Origin of the sequence: Leptolyngbya sp. CCY15150, from assembly GCF_016888135.1 — a bacterium.
Taxonomy (GTDB): Bacteria; Cyanobacteriota; Cyanobacteriia; order RECH01; family RECH01; genus RECH01.
Genome location: NZ_JACSWB010000298.1, coordinates 1 through 297 on the forward strand (window position 1 = coordinate 1; position 297 = coordinate 297).

Consider the following 297-nt stretch of genomic DNA (forward strand, 5'->3'; position numbering starts at 1 on the left):
ATGACATCTTGAATGGCACTGAAGAGAATGACGCCTTGGATGGCGGCGAAGGGGATGACACCCTAAATGGCGGCGGTGGGGACGATCGCCTCTTGGGCGGCGAGGGTAACGATACTTTGAATGGCGGTACCGGGAATGACATCTTAAATGGCGGCACCGGGGACGATCGCCTCTTGGGCGGCGAGGGAAATGATCGCCTCATTGGCGGCGACGGGAATGACACTCTCAATGGCGGCACCGGGGACGATCGTCTCTTGGGGGGAACCGGAAATGACATCCTCATTGGTGGCGATGGAA

At 58.6% G+C, this 297-nt stretch carries 1 protein-coding gene; it reads left to right on the forward strand.

The genetic code is table 11. The annotated features are described in order from the left end of the window. Positions 1-297 (forward strand): calcium-binding protein (locus JUJ53_RS24055; RefSeq protein WP_275415843.1); only part of this gene is annotated, 297 nt, incomplete at both ends.